We start from the raw sequence: 18909 nt of genomic DNA on the forward strand, positions 1-18909 counted from the left end.
CGACATCCATCTCGAGGCCATCGTCGCCGAGGAAGCCTGTCCGCTCAACCTCGCCCCGACAGCCAGCACCACCGCCGCGCTGGCGCTGGGCGACGCGCTGGCCGTGGCCCTGCTCGACGCGCGCGGCTTCGGCACCGACGACTTCGCCCGCTCCCATCCGGGCGGCGCCCTCGGCCGCCGGCTGCTGACCCACGTCGGCGACGTCATGCGCCCGGCCGAAGCCGTGCCGATGGTCGCAAGCGATGCGCCGCTGACCCAGGCCCTGCTGGCGATGACCGCAGGCGGCATGGGCATGACCGCGGTATGCGACGCGAATTCGCGCCCGATCGGCATCTTCACCGACGGCGACCTGCGCCGCGCACTGGAAAAGGGCTGCGACGTCCGCAGCACCAAGCTGACCGAGGTGATGACGCGCAGCCCGCGCTCGATCGGCCCGGAAGCCCTCGCCGCCGAAGCGGCGGAACTGATGGAGCGCATGCGGATCAGCCAGTTGCTGGTGCTGGACGCGGACGGCGGCCTCGTCGGCGCGCTCACCACCCACGACCTGATGCAGGCCAAGGTAATCTGAGTGGTCAACAGCTATCGCCTCTACCCCATCATCATGCTCGCGCTACTGGCCGGCGCCTCGGTGTGGCTGGAGCGCGTCACCCGCGTCGATGAACCTGCCGCCGAAGCCGCGGAGCAGACCGGGCCGGACTTCATCGCCGAGCACACCCGCGTGGTCGGCTACGGCGCGAACGGCGCGCAGCGCTACGAACTGTTCGCCGACCGCCTCAGCCACTTTCCGCAGGGCGACATCACCCGGCTCGACATGCCGCGCCTGCGCATGATCAACGAAGGCCGGGAAACGCACATCACCGCCCTGCATGCCGAAGTCTCGCCAGGCGGCGAACAGGTCGACATGCAGGGCGAGGTGCGCGTGCGCCGCCCTGCGGTGGCGGACGACCCCGCCCTGGCGCTCGATTCCGAGACCCTCACCGTATGGCCCGACACCCATCGGGCGCACACCGATTCGCCCGTGCAGCTGACGCGCGGCAGCACCCGCGCGGATGCGCAGGGCATGCGCGCCGACAACCTGTTCGGCACGCTCGAACTCATCGGCCAGGTACACGTCAACATGCCGCGCCGCCAAGGATCCGCTTCATGAACGCTCCGACCCTCCGCTCACTGGTTCCGCTGCTCTTCCTCGCCCTCGGCGCCGTCGCCCGGCCCGCGCTCGCCGAAAGCGCCGACCGCCAGCAGCCGGTCAACATCGAAGCCGACCGCATGACGGTCGACGACCGCAACAAGGTGCACGTGTTCGAGGGCAACGTCGTCCTGACCCAGGGCAGCCTGCTGATCAAGGGCGACAAGCTCGTCGTCACCCAGGACGCCGCCGGCTTCCAGAACGGTGTCGCCACCGCGGAAGGCAACAAGCTCGCCACTTTCCGCCAGAAGCGCGAAGGCACCAACGAATACGTCGATGGCGAAGCCGAGCGCATCGAGTACGACAGCCGCAACGAGAAGGCGCGGCTGTTCAATCGCGCACGCGTCACCAGCGGCGGCGACGAAGTCCGCGGCGCCTACATCGAGTATGACGCGATCACCGAGAACTACCTCGCCAAGAACGCGCCGGGCGGCAAGCCGAACGGCGACGGACGCGTGCGCGCGGTCATCCAGCCCAAGAACGACAGCAAGACGACCACACAGCCGTAAGCCGGCCGACCTCTTCCACCTGCCTGGAGACAGTATGAACCACGAACTCATCCTCACCGAAACCCGCGGCCGTGTCGGCCTGATCACCCTGAACCGGCCCAAGGCGCTGAATGCGCTGAACGACCAGGTGATGGACGAAATCAGCGCTGCGCTCGACGCCTTCGAGGCCGACGAAGGCATCGGCGCGATCGTCATCACCGGCTCCGACAGGGCTTTCGCCGCCGGTGCCGACATCGGCGCGATGGCGGACTACTCCTACATGGACGCCTACAAGGGCGACTACATCACGCGCAACTGGGAGCGCGTCAAGACCTGCCGCAAGCCGATCATCGCCGCGGTCGCCGGCTTTGCGCTGGGTGGCGGCTGCGAGCTGGCGATGACCTGCGACATCATCATCGCCGCCGACAGCGCCCGCTTCGGCCAGCCTGAAGTCAAGCTCGGCACCCTGCCCGGCGCCGGCGGCACCCAGCGCCTGCCGCGCGCAGTCGGCAAGGCCAAGGCGATGGATCTGTGCCTGACCGCGCGCTTCATGGATGCCGCCGAAGCCGAAAAGGCCGGCCTGGTGTCCCGCGTCGTTCCCGCCGACAAGCTGCTGGAAGAAGCCCTGACCGCCGCCGAAACCATCGCCAGCTTCTCGCTGCCCGTCGTCATGATGATCAAGGAGTCGGTCAACCGTGCCTTCGAGAGCAGCCTCGGCGAAGGCCTGCTGTTCGAGCGCCGCGTGTTCCATTCCTCCTTCGCGCTCAACGACCAGAAGGAAGGCATGGCCGCTTTCGTCGAGAAGCGCAAGCCCAGCTTCAGGCACGACTGAAGCCGTCCCGGCCGCAATGCCGCGGAACATGCGACCGCCCCCGGGCGGTCGTTTCGCGTTAACGGCCTGCCCGGTCCTGCCGAAGCTGCCGGACAGCCGCCGCCGTGGCTCCCGCCTCCGGCCGTCATGCTCGCGCAAACTCTGCGGGGCATGATGCCGTCGGCCCCGGACGCGATGACCGGATAGCCATCGATGGCGATAGATGAAAATAATCGCATCACTATTGTGCAATGCACAAAAAATTTCTTGACAGGGAAAGTGGCATCCCTATAATTCAGTCCATGCTGCAATGCAACATCGCGGCAAGCGAGAAAGTCCGATGTTTCTGCATAACCTCATTCTTTACTAGGAGTCATTCATGTCCGCCTTCGTCACCCCCGAGCAGTTCGCCGCCACCAACAAAGCCAACGTCGAAACCCTGCTGACCCTGGCCAACGCCGCTTTCGCCAGCGCCGAGCGCCTGGCCGCCCTGAACCTGAACACCGCCCGTTCGATCCTGGAAGACGGCGTTGCCAACACCAAGGCTCTGCTGGCCGTCAAGGACGTGCAAGAGCTGGTCAACCTGCAAGCTTCGCTGGCCCAGCCGATCGTCGAAAAGGCCGTCGCCTACGCCCGTAGCGTCTACGAGATCACCTCGCAGAGCCAGGAAGAAGTGTCGAAGGTCTTCGAAGGCCAGGTCGCCGAGCTGAACAAGGGCGTCGCTTCCGCCCTGGACAAGGCTGCCAAGTCGGCTCCCGCCGGTTCGGACGTTGCCGTCGCCGCCGTCAAGTCGGCCATCGCCGCCGCCAACAGCGCCTACGACAGCATGAGCAAGGCTGCCAAGCAAGTCGCCGAGATCGCCGAAGCCAACGTGGCCGCCGCGACCAACGCCACCGTCAAGGCCGTGAGCACCAGCACCAAGACCGCTGCCAAGAAGGCCGCCTAAGTCTTCAGCTTCACGGTTTCACGAAACGGCCCCGCGATGCGGGGCCGTTTCGTGTTGACGGCGATGCTCCGCCCGTTCCCGCCGCGACGAAGACCATGCCGTAGCTGCGGGCCGAAGCCCGGCCGGAGAGCGCCTGGAGAATGCCTGTTTACTGGATCGATCCCGGAGCGGGCCGAGCATAATGATGCGGGAACAGGCGCCGCATCTCGGCCTCGATCCAGGCTTCGGCGCGCTTGTTGATCTCGTCGGCCTTGACGCCCTTGACCTCGATCGCCGGGCCGATGCTGACGATGACTTCGCCTGGACGCTTGATGAAGGCGTTGCGGCGCCAGAACTCGCCGGCGTTATGCGCCACCGGCACCACCGGCACACCCGCGCGCTTGGCCAGGATCGCCCCGCCCGGCTTGTAGCGGCCTGTCTTTCCCGGCGCCACGCGGGTGCCTTCGGGGAACACCACGACCCACAGCCCTTCCTTCAGGCGCTTGCGTCCCTGTTCCACGACCTGGGCCAGCGCATCCTTGCCCGCCGAACGGTCGATGGCGATGCCGGGAATGCTCGCCATCCCCCAACCGAAGAAGGGTATGCGCAGCACTTCCTTCTTCAGCACGTAGCACAGCGGCGGAAAGATCTGCTGCAGCGCGATCGTCTCCCATGCCGACTGGTGCTTGGACAGCACCACCGCCGGCCCCGCCGGCATGTTCTCGGCGCCGACGATGCGGTAGCGGATGCCCAGCACGTGCCTGATGATCCACATCATGATCGGTACCCAGGACGTGATCAGGCGGTGGCGCGTCATCGGCGGCAACCAGAAGATCAGGATCGCGAAGAGCGCGTACGGGATCGTGACCAGGGCAAGCAGGATGGCGAAGACGGAGGAGCGGATCAGGTGCACGGTCGGGACTCGGAAAATGGCCCCGCCGGACGGCGCGCCGGCGGGCGGATCGGGAAGGCGCACTGGCGCCGGTACGAGGGAAGCTCAGCGCGAAGAAGTCAGCGCCGTGGCCACGGCATCGAGGTCCGGGAAGATCCGGGTGCCGGCCGGCAGGTCCGGGCTCTCGCGCGTCGCCTCGCCCTTGCCGGTCAGCACCAGATAGGGCTCGCAGCCCAGGCGCACCCCCGCCTGCAGGTCGCGCAGGCTGTCGCCCACGCAGGGCACGCCGTTCAGATCCACATTGAAGCGCTCGGCGATCTGCCGGAACAGGCCGGATTTCGGCTTGCGGCAGTCGCAGGTCGAATCTGCGGCGTGGGGGCAGAAGAAGATCGCATCCAGCCGCCCGCCCACCTGGGCCAGGCTGCGCACCATCTTGTCGTTGATCGCGTTCAGCGTGTCCATGCCGAACAGGCCACGGCCGACGCCGGACTGGTTCGAGGCCACGACCACCCGCCAGCCCCACTGGTTGAGGCGGGCGATGGCTTCGAGCGAACCGGGGATCGGCTTCCACTCCTCGGGCGACTTGATGAACTGGTCCGAGTCGACGTTGATGACGCCGTCGCGGTCGAGAATGATGAGCTTCATCGGCATGGCGGGCGGTCCCTGCAGCGTCAGGCGGACAGGCGCGAAATGTCGGCCACCTGGTTCATCAAGCCGGCAAGCTGGGCCAGCAGGGCCAGGCGGTTCTGGCGCGTCAGCGGCTCTTCGGCCATCACCATGACGTCCTCGAAGAACTGGTCGACCGCGCCGCGCAGGCCGGCGAGCACGCGCAGCGCCTCGGTGTAGTCCTCGTTGGCGACGTGCGAGCGGACCAGCGGGGCGACTTCGACCACACGCTGGAACAGCGCCTTTTCCGCCTCTTCCTGCAGCAGCGCGATGTCGGGCTCGCCCGGCTCGCCTCCGGCCTTCTTCAGGATATTGACGATGCGCTTGTTGGCGGCCGCCAGCGCCTCGGCTTCGGGCAGCGCGCGGAAGGCCTCCACCGCTGCCAGCTTGGCCGGCACCAGGTCGATGCGGGCCGGCCTGAGCGCCAGCACCGCGTCGATCACCGCGCCGTCGCGGCCACGCTCGCGCAGCAGGTTCTTCAGCCGTTCGAACATGAAGTCCTGCAGTTGCGCGGAGAAGCCTTCGGCGCCGAGCAGGCCGGGCTTGAAGCCGGCGGCGGCAAGCTCGATGAGGCGGGGCAGTTCGAGCGGCAGCGGCGTTTCCATCAGGATGCGCAGCACGCCAAGCGCGGCGCGGCGCAGCGCAAAGGGGTCGCGGTCGCCGGTCGGCACCATGCCGATGCCGAAGAAGCCGACCAGCGCATCGAGTTTGTCGGCCAGCGCCACGGCGGCGGCGGCATTGCCGGCCGGCAGCGCATCGCCGGCGAAGCGCGGCTGATAGTGGGCCTGGATCGCATCGGCGACGACTTCACCCTCGCCGTCGGCCAGCGCATAGTAGCGGCCCATGATGCCTTGCAGCTCGGGGAACTCGCCGACCATGTCAGTAACGAGGTCGGCCTTCGCCAGGCGCGCGGCGCGCTTCGCCGCGGTGACATCGGCCTTCAGTTGCGCGGCGATCGCACCGGCCAGCGCTTCGAGGCGCTCGACGCGCTCCAGCACGCTGCCGAGCTTGTTGTGATACACCACCGGCGCCAGGCGCGGCAGGCGGGCAGCCAGCGGCTGCTTCTTGTCCTGCTCGAAGAAGAAGCGCGCATCCGACAAGCGCGGCCGCACCACGCGGGCATTGCCGCCGATGATGTTCGACGGATCGGCCACCCGCATGTTGGAAACGATCAGGAAGCGGTTCAGCAGCTTGCCGGTGCCGTCGAACAGCGGGAAATACTTCTGGTTGGCGCGCATCGTCAGGATCAGGCATTCCTGCGGCACGGCGAGGAATTCGGATTCGAACTCGCCGACATACACCGTCGGATGCTCGACCAGCGCCGCGACCTCGTCCAGCAGGTCGGCGTATTCGCCGAGCAGCGCGCCCTGCTTCGCCGCTTCGGCCAGCAACTGGCGTTCGATGTCGTCGCGGCGCTCGGCGAAACTCGGGATCACCTTGCCTTCGGCCAGCAGCGTCGGCTCGTAGGCGTCGGCAGTGGCGATGTCGATGTCGCCGCGGCTCATGAAGCGGTGGCCGCGGGTGGTACGGCCCGAATCCAGGTCGAGCACGCGGCCCGGCACGACCTCGGCGCCGCGCAGCATGGTCAGCTTGTGCACCGGGCGCACGAAGGTGGCGTCGCCATCGCCCCAGTGCATCACCTTCGGGATCGGCAGCGCCTTGATCGCGTCCTGGACGATGGCGGACAGCACGTCGGCGAGTTTCGCGCCCGGCACCGTCGCGGTGTGGAACAGCGCCTCGGCCTTGCCATCCATGCGGCGTTCGAAGCCGGCCACGGCATCGGCCGCAATGCCCTTGGCTTCCATCTTCTTCAGCAGCGCCGGCGTCGGCCTGCCATCGGCATCGAGCGCGACGGACACCGGCATCAGCTTCTCGGTGACTTCCTTCGCCGCCGCTTCGGCGGCCACATTCGCCACCGTCACGGCGAGGCGGCGCGGGCTGGCGAAGGCGCGGAAAGCCGCATCCGCCGGCGCCAGGCCCTTTGCCTTCAGGCCTTCGGCGATCTTGCCGGCAAAGGTCTCGCCCAGGCGCGGCAGGGCCTTCGGCGGCAATTCTTCGGTCAGCAGCTCAACGAGCAGGGTCGCGCTGGTCATCACACGCCCTCCTTGCCGGCGTTCAGCATCGGGAAGCCGAGGGCTTCGCGGGATTCGAAATAAGCCTGCGCCACGGCGCGCGACAGGTTGCGGATGCGGCCGATGTAGGCGGCACGCTCGGTGACCGAGATGGCACCGCGGGCGTCGAGCAGGTTGAAGGTGTGGGCGGCCTTCAGCACCATCTCGTAGGCCGGCAGCGCCAGGCCAACCTCCATCACGCGCCTGGCTTCGGATTCGTAGCTGGCGAACAGCGAGAACAGGAAGTCGACGTTGCTGTGCTCGAAGTTGAAGGTGGATTGCTCCACCTCGTTCTGGTGGTAGACGTCGCCGTAGCTCACCTTGCGGCCGTCGGGCGCGATCGACCACACCAGGTCATAGACGTTCTCGACGCCCTGCAGGTACATCGCCAGGCGCTCGATGCCGTAGGTGATCTCGCCCAGCACCGGCTTGCAGTCCAGCCCGCCGACCTGCTGGAAATAGGTGAACTGGGTGACTTCCATGCCGTCCAGCCACACTTCCCAGCCCAGCCCCCAGGCGCCCAGCGTGGGGTTCTCCCAGTCGTCCTCGACGAAGCGGATGTCATGCACCATCGGATCGATGCCCAGCGCGCGCAGCGAATCCAGGTACTGCTCCTGGATGTCCAGCGGCGAGGGCTTCAGCACCACCTGGAACTGATAGTAGTGCTGCAGGCGGTTGGGGTTCTCGCCGTAGCGGCCGTCCTTGGGCCGGCGCGAAGGCTGCACATAGGCGGCATTCCACGGCTCGGGGCCGATCGCGCGCAGGAAGGTGGCGGTATGGCTGGTGCCGGCGCCGACTTCGAGGTCGTAGGGCTGCAGCAGCACGCAGCCGCGTTCGCCCCAGAAATGCTGGAGCGTGAGGATGACTTGCTGGAAGGTGGGTTTCTGAACGGACATGGCGCCTTGATCGGTGGGGGCGGCAAAGGCCGCACGAAGAACGCAAAGTCCGGGATTTTACTGGGATTCCGGCCTCAGGGGCGCACATCCCCCTCACTTGCCCCGCACTTGTTCCCCATCCGCCCCTCATCAGGCCCCATCGTGCCCGACGCCACGGCCGAAAAAGTCCCCCGTTCAAGAACGCCGCAACAAGCTCACCGCCCGCCTCTTGAAGCCCTCCACATAGGTGTACACCACCGGCACCACCAGCAGGCTGAGCACGGTCGAGGTGATCAGGCCGCCGATCACCGCGATCGCCATCGGCGAGCGGAAGCTGCTGTCGGTGGCGCTGGAGCCGATCGCGATCGGCATCATGCCGGCGCCCATCGCGATCGTCGTCATGACGATCGGGCGGGCGCGCTTGCGGCAGGCGTCGATCAGCGCTTCGGCGCGCGACAGGCCACGATCGCGGTAGGCGACGATGGCGTATTCGACCAGCAGGATGGAGTTCTTGGTGGCGATGCCCATCAGCATGATCAGGCCGATCAGCGAAGGCATCGAGAAACTCTTCTGTGCCGCCAGCAGCGCGACGAAGGCGCCGCCGAGCGACAGCGGCAGCGCGACCAGGATCGTGACCGGGTGCAGCAAGTCCTTGAACAGCAGCACCAGCACCGTGTAGATGCACAGCACGCCGGTCAGCATCGCCAGGCCGAAGCTGGCGAACAGCTCGCCCATGACTTCGGCATCGCCGATCTCGACGATCTTGACGCCAGGCGGCAGGCTGCGCACCGACGGCAGTTGCGCCACCGCCGCGGTGACTTCGCCGAGCGGCACGCCCGACAGCTCGATCTCGAAGTTGATGTTGCGCGAACGGTCGTAGCGGTCGATCACCGCCGGGCCACCGGCCACTTCCAGCGTCGCCACCTGACCGAGCATCACCGGCCCGCGCGCACCCGGCACCGCCAGGCGTTCGAGCAGCGCGAGATCCTCGCGCGCGGACTCGTCCAGCCGCACCAGGATCGGCACCTGGCGCTGCGACAGGTTGAGCTTGGCCAGCGCCATGTCGTAGTCGCCGACCGTCGCCACGCGCAGCGTGTCGCCGATGGCACGGCTGGTCACGCCCAGGTCGGCCGCGCGGGCAAAATCCGGCCTCACCGCGATCTCGGGACGGATCAGGCTGGCGGTCGACGCGATGCTGCCCAGGCCCGGGATGGTGCGCAGGTCGCGCTCGACCGCCAGCGCCGCCGACTGCAGCGCCACCGCATCCTCGCCGGACAGCACCAGGATGTATTTTTCGCCCGATCCTCCCAACCCGACCTTGCTGCGCACGCCGGGCAGCGTTTCCAGCACGGCGCGGATATCCTGCTCGATCACCTGCTTGACCGGCCGCTCCGCACGCGGCGACAGCAGCACCGTCAGCGTGGCCTTGCGCACTTCGGCCGCGCTCTTGGGCGCGAACGGATCACCGCCGGCGCTGCCGCCGCCGATCGTGGTGTAGACACTGCGCACATGCTCGACACCGCCGACCAGCAGGCGCGCCTGCTCGGCCACGTCCAGCGTCTGCGCCAGCGTCACGCCAGGAGGAAGTTCCAGATAGACCTGGGTCTGCGAATTGTCGTCGGGCGGAATGAAGCCGGTCGGCAACAGCGGAATCAGCATCACCGAACCGATGAAGAAGGCTGCCGCGGCCAGCATGGTCAGCGCGCGATGGCGCAGGCAGCGTTCGGCCCAGCGCGAATACCAGACCAGCCAGCGCGGCTCGGCATGCTTGTCGACGATGGGCTTGAGCAGGTAGGCCGCCATCATCGGCGTCAACACCCGTGCCACCACCAGCGAGGCGAACACCGCCAGCGATGCGGTCCAGCCGAACTGCTTGAAGAACTTGCCCGCCACGCCGCTCATGAAGGCGGTGGGCAGGAACACCGCGATCAGCGTGAAGGTGGTGGCGATCACCGCCAGGCCGATCTCGTCGGCCGCCTCCATCGCCGCCTGGTAGGGCGTCTTGCCCATGCGCAGGTGGCGCACGATGTTCTCGACCTCGACGATGGCGTCATCCACCAGGATGCCGACCACCAGCGACAAGGCCAGCAGCGTGACGACGTTGATCGAGAAGCCGAGCAGGTACATGCCGAGGAAGGCCGGGATCACCGACAGCGGCAAGGCCACTGCCGACACCAGCGTCGCCCGCCAGTCGCGCAGGAACAGCCACACCACGATCACCGCCAGCGCGGCGCCTTCGTACAGCAGCTTCAGCGAGCCGTGGTATTCCTCCTCCACCGGGGTGACGAAGTTGAAGGCCTCGGTGATCTCGACGTCCGGATGTACCGCTCGCAGCTCGGCCAGCGCCGCCTGCACCGCGGCACCGACCTCGACCTCGCTCTCGCCCCGGCTGCGCGACACCTCGAAGCCGACCACCGGCTTGCCGTCGAGCAAGGCCGCCGAGCGCCGTTCGGCCACAGTGTCCTCCACCTTCGCCACTTCGCGCAGGCGCAGCGTGCGGCCGCCGGCCAGCGCAAGCTCGATGTCGCCCAACGCCTCGGCGTCGGCGACGGTTGCCAGCGTGCGCACCGGCTGCTCGCCGTCGCCCAGGTCGGCACGCCCGCCCGCGCTCTCGGTCTGCACTTCGCGCAGCGTCTGCGACACTTCGGCCGCGGTCACGCCCAGCGCTTCGAGGCGCAGCGGGTCGAGCGTGACGCGCATCTCGCGCGTCACGCCGCCGACGCGGTTGACCGCACCCACGCCACGCACCGCCAGCAGCTTGCGCGACACTTCGTGGTCCACGAACCACGACAGCGCCTCGTCGTCCATGCGCGGCGAGCGGATGGTGAAAGCCAGCACCGGCGTGCCGGCGAGATCGACCTTGTTCACCACCGGGTCACGCAGATCGCCCGGCAGGTCGGCGCGCACGCTGGCGACCGCCGAACGCACGTCGTCCACCGCCTCCTGCACCGGTTTTTCCAGGCGGAACTCGGCGGTGATCAGCACGCTGCCGTCCTGCACCTTGGTATAGATGTGCTTGAGTCCGGACTGGGTCGCGATCGAATCCTCGATCTTGCGCGCGACGTCGTTCTCCAGTTGCGACGGCGTCGCCCCCGGCAGCACCGCCGACACCGTCACCGACGGCAGGTCGATGTCGGGAAAGTTCTGGATCTTCATCGCGCCGAAGGACAGCAGACCGGCGAAGCTGAGCAGCACGAACAGCATCGCCGCCGGAATCGGGTTGCGGATGGCCCACGCGGAAACGTTCATCGCCCGCGGCCCTCAGCGCGCCGCCGGAACGCCGGCCGCCGGGGCATCGGCAGCCGCTGCACCAGCGGGCTCGGCCACGCGCACCAGGTCGCCGTCGTTCAGGAAACCGGCACCGGCCACCACCACCCGCGCCCCGGCCGCCAGGCCATCGAGGATCTCGACCCGGTCGCCGGCACGCCGGCCGGTGCGCACCTTCAACTGCGCGACGCGGCCGTCCCCGCCGACGCTGAACACGTAGCTGAAGGCCTCGCGCACCACCACGGCCTGCTGCGGCACGGTCAGCGCCTCGGCCTCGCCCAGCTCGAACTCGCCGCGCGCGAACATGCCCGCCTTCGCCAGTCCGGCCTCGGCGCCACGCATCGGCAGATCGACATAGACGAGGCCGAAGCGCGTCTGCGCATCGACCGTCGGCGCCACCATGCGCAGCTTGCCATGCAGCCGGCTGCCGTCGGCCAGCGTCAGCGCCACGGTCTGGCCGGCGCGGACGCGGCCGATTTCAGTCTCGGTCAGACGCGCCCGCCATTCCAGCCTGCCTTGGCGGATCATGCGGAACAGCTCGGTACCGTTCGCCACCACTGCCCCGACGGTGGCGCTGCGCGCCGAAATGACGCCATCGTCCGGCGCCAGCAAACGGGTATGGCGCAGGCGCAGTTCGCGTGCGGCCAGCGTCGCGCGGGCCGATGCAATGCGTGCCGCACTCGTCTTTTCGGCGGTCAGGAACTGGATCACCTGCTGCTCGCTCATCGCCCCGCTCGCCCGCAGGCTGCGCGCACGGTCGGCGTTCGCCACCGCCTCGGCAGCCCCCGCCTCGGCTTCGAGCAGCGCGGCCCGCGCCTGCGCAACCTCGGCGCGCGGCATCTCGTCGTCGAACACCGCCAGCACCTGGCCGGCTCGCACCGTATCACCGACGTCCGCACGCACTTCGACCAGGCGCTGCTCGCCGATCGCCGCCCCGACGCTGGCCTCCTGCCACGCCGCGACGTCGCCGTTGGCGACCAGGCGCTGCGGTAACTGCATGCGTTCCGGCTGCGCCACGCTCACGGTCAGGGCCGGACGCGGCGCCGGCGCCGCGTCCTGGGCACCGGCGGAGAACGCACCGGACAAGGACAGCATCGGCACCAGCGCCAGTGCGGCAATGGATACGGCAGTACGGGCAATTCTCTTATTCATGGGTGAAGGCGTTGCTACGCCGGATCGAAACGATGGGGTGGCGCGATTATGGCAGGCTCGCCAGCATCGGCATGCCAGGTCGATGCGAAAAAACGGGGAGCCAAAGCTCCCCGTCCATCATTCACCCCTTGCCACGGCCTGATCGCGGCTTCACGGCGGCCTCACCCCGGCCTCAATGCCGGCGGCGGCCGTGCTGCCAGCGGGCCACCAGGCCGACGCCGAAGATCAGCGCCAGCAGGGCCAGCGGGTTGTCGACCGGGATGGAAGCCGGCGGCGGAGGCTGGGTGCTGGTTCCATCTTCGTCATTGTCCGGATCACCATCGCCAGATACCGACACACGGGCCTTGTTGATCAGCGGGTAGCTGCCGTCAAACGGGTCATTCACTTCCGTTTCCAGGACGAAGACCGTGCTTCCGCCCCTTGGCAGGGAGGGCACCGGGCACGTGACCACATTGGCGGCAGGCGTGCAGCTCACAGACGCACCGTCTCTGTTCGCACTGACGAAGCTCAGCCCTGCCGGCAAGGTGTCGATCATCGACCCCGCGGGCGAGTTGGCATCGGTGCCGTAGTTGCTCACGGTGATGGTGTACATCACCGTCGTGCCCGGCTGCGGACGGCCGGTCGGCCCAAGCTTCTGCAACCCGAGGTCAACTGCCGGCCGCGGACCGGCACGGTTACTGGTGGACGTCCGGTCGCTGGTGGCGTTGTTGAGCGCAGCATCGTAGCCGCTCATGTACTCCTCTTCCGCAGCACTCACCCTGACGTCGTGGAAGATCGTGCCGGTGGTGGCGCCGGCAGGCAGCGATTCGGCCCTCATCTTGAACTTGATGGTGACCGTGTCGCCCGGCGCCATCAGCGGGAAGGTGCAATCCAGCGCACCCGAGGTCGCGCCGACGGAAGGCGCCGTGCACATGCTCGTGTCGACCGCCGTGCCGCCCGTTGCCCCGGTCACGCCGGAGGTGTAGCCCGCCTTGGTCGTGGCCGTGGGCGTCACGCTCAGGCCGCCCTGATAGCTGAAGGTGGCGGACGAATTGAGCTTGGCGCCGGTGATGCTGTCGATCAGCGTGGCCGGGAACACATCCCGCATGTTCACCTGCGTGGCATAGGACAGCGAATCCTGCGCATGCCGGATGGTGATCGTGTACTCCGTTTCCTCTCCGAGCAGCAGGCCGTCGTCGGAGTGGCGCATCTGCACCTGCACGTCCAGTTCGGCCTTCTTGAGGGTGAACTGGGCGTCGTCGTCGTTGTTGGTGTAATCGCGTTCAGGGGTGACGGTACTCACCTTGACATCGTTGCCCAGCACGGTGCTTGCCGGCAGCGTACCCACGGAGCGCCCCTTGTACTGCACCGCGATCTGGCCGACGGCATTGGCGGGTTTGTCCAATGCTCCCGTCCAGGTGCAGATCAGGTAGCCGCCCTGCTTTCCATCCAGCGGATCGCCCGAGGTGGCAGTGGCATCGGTACTGTGGAAGCAGCTTCCGCCAGCAGGCTGGGCGGGAACAGTTGCCGGGCCGACCAGGATGAGGTTGGCAGGCAGGCGGTCCACCAGCTTGACGTCCTGCGCCGAGGACGGGCCAAGGTTCTGCACCGTCACGGTATAGCTCACCGGTTCGCCTGCGGCGGCCGGATCGGGCGTCACCGCCTTCAGCACGGCGAGGTCCGTATAGGGCGTCATGTCGATCGGGACGCTGGAAGTGTTGTCCGCCGGAGTCTCATCGTGGATGTGAGGCGAGAACGCGCTGGCCGTGTTGGTGTAGGCGGTGACGCCCGTATCGGCGGGGCTGGCTGTCGCGACGCGGGGTTTGATGGTCACGTCGACAGATACGCTCTGACCCGGGCTCAGGTGGCTGGCGGTGCAGACCAGAGTACGATCTCTGGAGTTTTGCTCCCCTGTTGGCGCGTTGCAGGTGATGGTCTGCCCTGGAACCGGTGTGCCGCCCGAGAACGAGCCCTCTACCGCCGACACGAAACCGCCACCGGGATAAGTGCCGGTCGGTCCGCCGCCGTCATGCTCGGTCACCAGATCGCGCAGCATGTCCTCGATGCGGACCGCCTGCGCTGTCTGGGAACTACCCGCCTTATTGGTCACGGTAATGCGATAGGTGATCGGGTCGCCGGTACGCAACGGGGCGGTCCCCGAGATGACGGTCTTCGACACCACCAGGTCGGCCTGCGTGTCGGACACCGTCACATTGGCACTGGAACTGACCGCAGTGCCTGCGCGCTCTGGAACCGGGCCAACCGTGGCGCTGTTGCCGAACACGGTAAACTCACCCGTAATGGTGTCCACCTGAGCATTCAGCACCAGCGAGGTCGAAGCGCCCACCGCCATCCCGCCTGCCGGAACGGTGTATTGGCACTGTACCTGAGCACCTTCAGTTCCGAATGATGTGCCTCCTGTCGGGCAAGCCCAATTGCTACTGGTCTGCATACCCACCAGCTTGAGCGGGGCAGTCGGCGTATCGGTCAAGGTAATGACCGTGCCAGCCGCGATAGGCATGGGGCCTTCGTTGGTCACCCGTAGGGTGTAGGGGAAAGGCTCGCCTTTCTTCGCCGGCCGCTGCGGGCCGCTCTTGCTGAGCGACAGTTGCGCCGTGTTGCTGAAGCCCAGCACCGCGGTGGCAGTGTTGTTGGTGGTGTTCGGCTCGTTCTGGCCCGGCAGCGACACCCGGCCGGTGTTGACGATGGAACCGGCTGAGCCAACTCCCCCCGGCGGTGCCGCTCTGGCGGTGAAGGTGATCGGTGGCATGTTGGTGCCGGGGTTCCCCGTGTACGCCCCATTCCACGAGCAATCCACTTTGGTCGTAGTGCTTGCCGAGCAGTTCCAGTTGGCATTGAGAGCGCCAAAAGCGTCAAAGGTCACCCCTGTGGGCAGCACGTCCTCCACCCGGACATCCGCGGGCACGAGTCCGCCGGCCTCGAATCTGGGCGTCAGGGTGTAGGTCACCGGGGAGGAAGCGGTGTTCGCATCCAGTTGCACCGGCGACACGGACTTGGCCAGCGACATGTCGGCCCAATCATCCCCCGCAGCCGTCACGATTACCGCAGCCGTATTGTTGTTCAACTGGCCGTCCGGGCGACGTGTGGTGGCATCGGCAAAGCCTTCCACGCTGGCCGCCGCACCGATCGAGCCGCTGGCGGTTGCCAGGACAGGCACCGTGATGGAAGGCATGGGGGTACCAGGCGTACCCGTCGCGGCCAGCGCCCCGGAGAGCGTGCAGGTATAAGTGCCGCTTGTGACCGGGAACCCGCCTGCTGCGGGGAGGCATGTCCACCCAGGACCACCGGGCTGGGAAATGACCGACGCCCCCGCCGGCACCTCGAAGGTCACCTGTGCCCGGCCTGCAGCCGGAATCTCCGACGGGCCGTGGTTGGTGACGGTGATCGTGTAAGAGTAGTTGTCCCCATTATTGACACTGGCCGCGCTGGAAACGAGGGTGATACCCAGGTCCGACGCCTCATTGGTAGTGAACTGGCGCTGGAGGTTCGTGTTGTTGACCCCGCCGTCACCGTCTGCCACACCCGTAGGCGGCGGAAGCTCCGCGCTGGCCGTAGCTGTCCAGTCAGACGCGACCGAGGGGAGGATGACGTTGTAGTCGATCCACTTGAAGGTCGTACCAAGCGTGGCGATCGTGCAGCGGGACGTATTGTTGGATGCGGTCAAAACCGTGCCTGCAGACGGCAGGCCGGTGCAGCTGATGGTCCCGGCGTCGGGGGAAAAACTACGCCCCTGGTAGATGGCCCCTTCGGGCAGCTGCTGGATGACCACAGCATTGCTGGCGCTGGTACCCACATTGAGCTTGACCTTGGCCCGGTAGGTGAAGGTGCCGCCAGCGGGGCCTTCGGTTGCATCCGCGCCAGCATAGAGGCCGTCATGGTTGACGAGTACGTCAGGTATCTCCTGAGCCAACACTTCCGCCCCCATCACCGCCAGCGCCACCGGCACCGCCAACCAGCGCCACGGCCTGGAGGGCGGTGCGCTTTCCCCTGTCACGTATGTTCGATTCATCTGAGCCATCTGCTTATCCCTGGATCAAAGGCATCTTCAAACCCTGGCCCGTTTATGACGAAAGGCCAGGGAAAAATTTTAAGATAATTGTAGCCGCATAGCCAGAGGGGACTGCCGCGGGCGCAGCAATGAAACCGCCTTCACCGTGAAAAAATCACACTCGCATACGCACTCTGCGGAACAAGGCGAACGCAAGCAGCAGCGCTGCCAGTGCAAGCGCCGCACCATTTCCCCAGCGGGCGTACGGCGTCATGCCCTCGTAGCCCTGCACGCTGACGCGCAGCACGCCGCGCTCGAACGCGGGCAGCAGGTCCGTCACGCGGCCGTCGGGCTGCACCAGCGCGGTCATGCCGGTGTTGGTCGAGCGCAACATGGGACGGCCGGTTTCCAGCGCACGCGCGCGGGCGATCTGCAGATGCTGGGGCTGGGCGAAGGAGTCGCCGTACCAGGCGAGGTTGGAGATGTTGAGCATCAGCGTCGCCTGCGGCAGCGCGCGGATGATCTCGGCGCCGAACAGGTCTTCGTAGCAGATGTTGAGCGCGATGCGCTGCCCGCCGAGCGCCATCGGCGGCTGGTCGGCGGCGCCGCGGGTCTGGTCGGACATCGGGATGCTGGCCAGGCGGTAGAACCAGCCGAACAGCGGCGGCGAGTATTCGCCGAAAGGCACCAGGTGCTGCTTGGCGTAATGCTGCACCGGCGCGCTGCCGAGGCTGAGCGCGGCGTTGTAGATGCGTCCGGCCTCGTCGCGGCGGAAGGCACCGAGCACCAGGTCGCCGCCCGCATCGGCGGCGAAGCCGGCCAGCGCCTCCAGATAGCCTTCGGGCAGCAGGTCGAGCAGGGTCGGCAGCGTGGTTTCGGGCAGCACCAGGATGGCGGGCGGATCGGTGCGGGTGAACTCGTCGCGCACCAGCGCGAAATTGTCGCGCAGCACGTCGGTGAAGCGTCCGGCATCCCATTTCAGGCTCTGGCTGAAATTGGTCTGCGCCAGCGCAATGTCCACAGGCTGGCCGACAGCCGTGGTCCAGGCCTGGCCGCGCAGGCCTGCGCCGCTTGCCAGCAGGGCCGCCGCCACGGCCAGGGCACCGAGCCCTTGCCGCCGGGCTGCCTTCCGCCAATCGGTCAGCGCCACCAGCGCGGACAGGAAAGCCAGCAGTCCGCCGACGCCGTAGATGCCGAGCACCGGCAGCCAGCCCGCCAGCGGGCTGGGCGGCGTCTGCGAATAGCCGACGGCCAGCCAGGGGAAACCGGTCAGGGCAACGCCGCGCAGCCATTCGGCAAGCAGCCAGAGTGCGCCGAACACGGCTGCGGCGGAAAGCGTGCCTGCCCCCGGCCGCCAGGCCAGGCCGCGCAGCCGCACGAACAGGGCTCCCGCCAGCGCCGGGTACAGGGCGAGATAGGCGCAGAACAGCGCGATCGCCAGCCCGGCCAGCGGCGCCGGCATGCCGCCATAGCGCTCGAGCGCGACATACAGCCAGGACACGCCGGCAATGAAGGCGCCCCAGCCCCAGGCGAAGCCGATCAGGAAACCGTCGCGCGTCCGCCCGGCGCGTGCCAGCAAGCCCGCCAGCACGGCAAGGCTGGCGAACATCAGCGGAAACCAGCCGAACGGCTCGAACGCCGGCACGCTGGCCGCGCCCGCCAGCAGGGCAGATACCAGGCGGGCCCGCATCAGGCGTCAGTCGCTCCGGCTTCGGACGATGATGGAAGCGGCGGCAGCACGTCGACCAGCACGGAGTGCAGCCGCCGGGAGTCGGCGCGCAGCACCTGGAAGCGCAGCCCCGCCAGCTCGACGGTATCGCCGCGCTGCGGCAGGCGGCCGAAGCGGCGCATCAACAGGCCGCCGACCGTGTCGTATTCATCGTCGCAGAACGCCGTCGAGAAAGCCTCATTGAAATCCTCGATGGCGGTGGTGGCCTTGACGCGGTAGTGGCCATTGTAGGCCAGGCGGATGTTGTCGCCGCTGTCGTCCAGATCGTGCTCGTCCTCGATCTCGCCGACGATTTGTTCCAGCACGTCCTCGATCGTCACCAGCCCGGCGACGCCGCCGTATTCATCGACGACGATCGCCATGTGGTTGTGGCTGGCGCGAAACTCGCGCAGCAGCACGTTGAGGCGCTTGGATTCGGGAATGAAGACGGCGGGCCGCAGCAGGCCGCGCAGGTCGAACTCGCGCCCGGCGAAGTGGCGCAGCAGATCCTTGGCCAGCAGGATGCCGACGATGTCGTCCTTGCCGCCGCCGATCACCGGAAAGCGCGAATGCCCGGTGTCGACGACGAAGCCGGCAATATCCTCGACCGGGCTGTCGAGGCGCACGCAGTCCATCTGCGCGCGCGGCACCATGACGTCGTGAGCCTGCATGTCGGCAACCTGCAACGCACCTTCGATGATCGACAAGGCGTCGGCGTCGAGCAGGTCGCGCTCGAAAGCGGCTTGCAGCAGGGCGAGAAGGTCGTCGCGGTCTTCCGGCTCACGCGACAGCAGCGCGGCGACGCGCTCGATGAATGAAGGTTTTCCAGGACTATCCATG

At 67.5% G+C, this 18909-nt stretch carries 14 protein-coding genes; 5 read left to right on the forward strand and 9 right to left on the reverse strand.

The window, feature by feature from the left end; all coding sequences use genetic code 11:
• The 5 genes from TBU01S_RS19860 to TBU01S_RS19880 all read left to right on the forward strand — a co-directional run.
• Nucleotides 1-568, forward strand: a 568-nt coding sequence (locus TBU01S_RS19860; RefSeq protein ID WP_157659225.1) for a CBS domain-containing protein, incomplete at its 5' end; no start/stop codon positions are given.
• Complete coding sequence (lptC, locus tag TBU01S_RS19865) at nucleotides 569-1147, forward strand: LPS export ABC transporter periplasmic protein LptC (RefSeq protein ID WP_068639238.1); 579 nt, start codon at nucleotides 569-571, stop codon at nucleotides 1145-1147. It abuts the gene before it with no gap.
• A complete protein-coding gene (gene lptA, locus TBU01S_RS19870; RefSeq protein ID WP_068639239.1) occupies nucleotides 1144-1695 on the forward strand; it encodes a lipopolysaccharide transport periplasmic protein LptA in 552 nt (183 codons plus the stop codon). Before lptC ends, lptA begins: the two co-directional genes overlap by 4 nt.
• Nucleotides 1696-1729: 34 nt before the next feature.
• Nucleotides 1730-2506, forward strand: coding sequence for an enoyl-CoA hydratase (locus tag TBU01S_RS19875; RefSeq protein WP_068639240.1), 777 nt, complete (start codon nucleotides 1730-1732; stop codon nucleotides 2504-2506).
• A gap of 358 nt (nucleotides 2507-2864) precedes the next feature.
• The gene (locus TBU01S_RS19880) at nucleotides 2865-3431 is read left to right on the forward strand and encodes a phasin family protein (RefSeq protein WP_068639241.1); all 567 of its coding nucleotides are present in this window, start codon (nucleotides 2865-2867) and stop codon (nucleotides 3429-3431) included.
• A 148-nt stretch (nucleotides 3432-3579) separates the two neighbouring features.
• On the opposite strand, the gene TBU01S_RS19885 is transcribed toward TBU01S_RS19880, so the two are convergent.
• The 9 genes from TBU01S_RS19885 to TBU01S_RS19925 all read right to left on the reverse strand — a co-directional run bounded on the left by TBU01S_RS19885 (nucleotide 3580) and on the right by TBU01S_RS19925 (nucleotide 18908).
• A complete protein-coding gene (locus tag TBU01S_RS19885) occupies nucleotides 3580-4323 on the reverse strand; it encodes a lysophospholipid acyltransferase family protein (RefSeq protein ID WP_068639242.1) in 744 nt (247 codons plus the stop codon).
• Nucleotides 4324-4407: 84 nt separating this feature from the next.
• Nucleotides 4408-4947 (reverse strand): D-glycero-beta-D-manno-heptose 1,7-bisphosphate 7-phosphatase, encoded by a 540-nt coding sequence (gmhB, locus tag TBU01S_RS19890; protein WP_068639257.1) that lies wholly within the window; start codon nucleotides 4945-4947, stop codon nucleotides 4408-4410.
• A 26-nt stretch (nucleotides 4948-4973) separates the two neighbouring features.
• Entirely contained in the window at nucleotides 4974-7061 is a 2088-nt protein-coding gene (gene glyS, locus TBU01S_RS19895; RefSeq protein ID WP_068639243.1) for a glycine--tRNA ligase subunit beta, read from the reverse strand.
• Nucleotides 7061-7975, reverse strand: a complete 915-nt coding sequence (gene glyQ / locus TBU01S_RS19900) for a glycine--tRNA ligase subunit alpha (RefSeq protein ID WP_068639244.1) — start codon at nucleotides 7973-7975, stop codon at nucleotides 7061-7063. Before glyQ ends, glyS begins: the two co-directional genes overlap by 1 nt.
• A 174-nt stretch (nucleotides 7976-8149) precedes the next feature.
• Nucleotides 8150-11203 carry an efflux RND transporter permease subunit gene (locus tag TBU01S_RS19905; RefSeq protein WP_068639245.1) on the reverse strand — a complete coding sequence of 1018 codons (3054 nt, stop codon included), beginning with the start codon at nucleotides 11201-11203 and terminating at the stop codon, nucleotides 8150-8152.
• 12 nt (nucleotides 11204-11215) lie between these two features.
• Nucleotides 11216-12373, reverse strand: coding sequence for an efflux RND transporter periplasmic adaptor subunit (locus tag TBU01S_RS19910; protein ID WP_068639246.1), 1158 nt, complete (start codon nucleotides 12371-12373; stop codon nucleotides 11216-11218).
• Between the two features lie 172 nt (nucleotides 12374-12545).
• A complete protein-coding gene (locus TBU01S_RS19915) occupies nucleotides 12546-16391 on the reverse strand; it encodes a DUF11 domain-containing protein (RefSeq protein ID WP_083953751.1) in 3846 nt (1281 codons plus the stop codon).
• 145 nt (nucleotides 16392-16536) lie between these two features.
• Nucleotides 16537-18051 carry an apolipoprotein N-acyltransferase gene (lnt, locus tag TBU01S_RS19920; RefSeq protein ID WP_068639248.1) on the reverse strand — a complete coding sequence of 505 codons (1515 nt, stop codon included), beginning with the start codon at nucleotides 18049-18051 and terminating at the stop codon, nucleotides 16537-16539.
• Complete coding sequence (locus TBU01S_RS19925; RefSeq protein ID WP_068639249.1) at nucleotides 18051-18908, reverse strand: CorC family transporter; 858 nt, start codon at nucleotides 18906-18908, stop codon at nucleotides 18051-18053. Before TBU01S_RS19925 ends, lnt begins: the two co-directional genes overlap by 1 nt.
• Nucleotide 18909: the final 1 nt, after the last annotated feature.

This window comes from Thauera butanivorans NBRC 103042 (assembly GCF_001591165.1).
Lineage (GTDB): Bacteria > Pseudomonadota > Gammaproteobacteria > Burkholderiales > Rhodocyclaceae > Thauera > Thauera butanivorans.